Here is a 1037-nt window from a genome sequence, read left to right on the forward strand (position 1 = left end):
GCCCCCCTGACCGGCGCGCTCAATGTCACCGGCGCGATCTCGACGAATGTGCGCGATGCGCTGGGCGGCGCGCTCGGCAACCTGCTCGGCGGCAATGTTGCCAAGCAGCTTGGCAACATCAACATCAAGAACGTCAATGCCAATGCGGAAATCCGCGGCAATGTGGTGGTCTCGGCGCAGCCGCGGCTGACCCCGAACTGGCGGATCGACCCGAACCTGACCGCTCAGGTGACACTCGGCGATACCAATGTCGCGGTCGCTGGTGCCCGCATCAATGTGCCCGCGCAGGTCAAGCCGATGATCGACAATGCGGTCAACGAGCAGATCATCGCCTTGCAGCAGCGCCTGCGCAACGATCCTACCTTCGAGCAGAATGCCCGGCGTGAATGGGCCAAACTCTGCCGGTCGATCCCGCTGCAAGGCGCGAGCGCATTGCAGAACCTGTTCATCGAACTGAAGCCGACGCGTGCCGTCGCCGCCCAGCCGCGCATCGATGCCAGCAATGTGACGCTGACACTCGGCGTCGAGGCCGAAACACGCGTGACCTCAACACAGACGCAGCCGAATTGTCCCTTTCCTGCCACACTCGCCATCGTGCCGCCCGGCCCCGGCAAACTCAGCATCGGTGTGCCCGTAGACATGCCTTTCACTGAACTGAACAAGATCATCGAGGCGCAGCTCGTCGGTAAGACATTCCCGGAAGACAATTCCGGCGCGGTCGCAGTGACGGTGAAGAAGGCAACTGTCTCGGCATCCGGCGACCGCCTGCTCATCTCGTTGCTGGTGAACGCCAAGGAGAAGCAGAGCTGGTTCGGTCTTGGCGGCGAAGCAACCGTCCATGTCTGGGGCAAGCCTGCGCTCGATCAGGCGGCACAGACGCTGCGCTTCACCGATCTGGAACTCGCCGTTGAATCTGAAGCGGCCTTCGGCCTGCTCGGCGCGGCGGCTCGTGCAGCCATGCCATTGCTACAGAAGACACTGGCCGAACGTGCGACCATCGATCTGAAGCCCTTTGCCTCGAATGCGCAAAAGAAGAT

General features: G+C 62.4%; 1 protein-coding gene. It reads left to right on the plus strand.

Annotated features, from left to right (window positions below):
* Positions 1–1037: DUF4403 family protein (locus AC1DU6_RS32565; RefSeq protein ID WP_477862379.1), on the plus strand; the 1037-nt coding region annotated here is incomplete at both ends.

This window comes from Roseateles sp. P5_B10, from assembly GCF_056400485.1.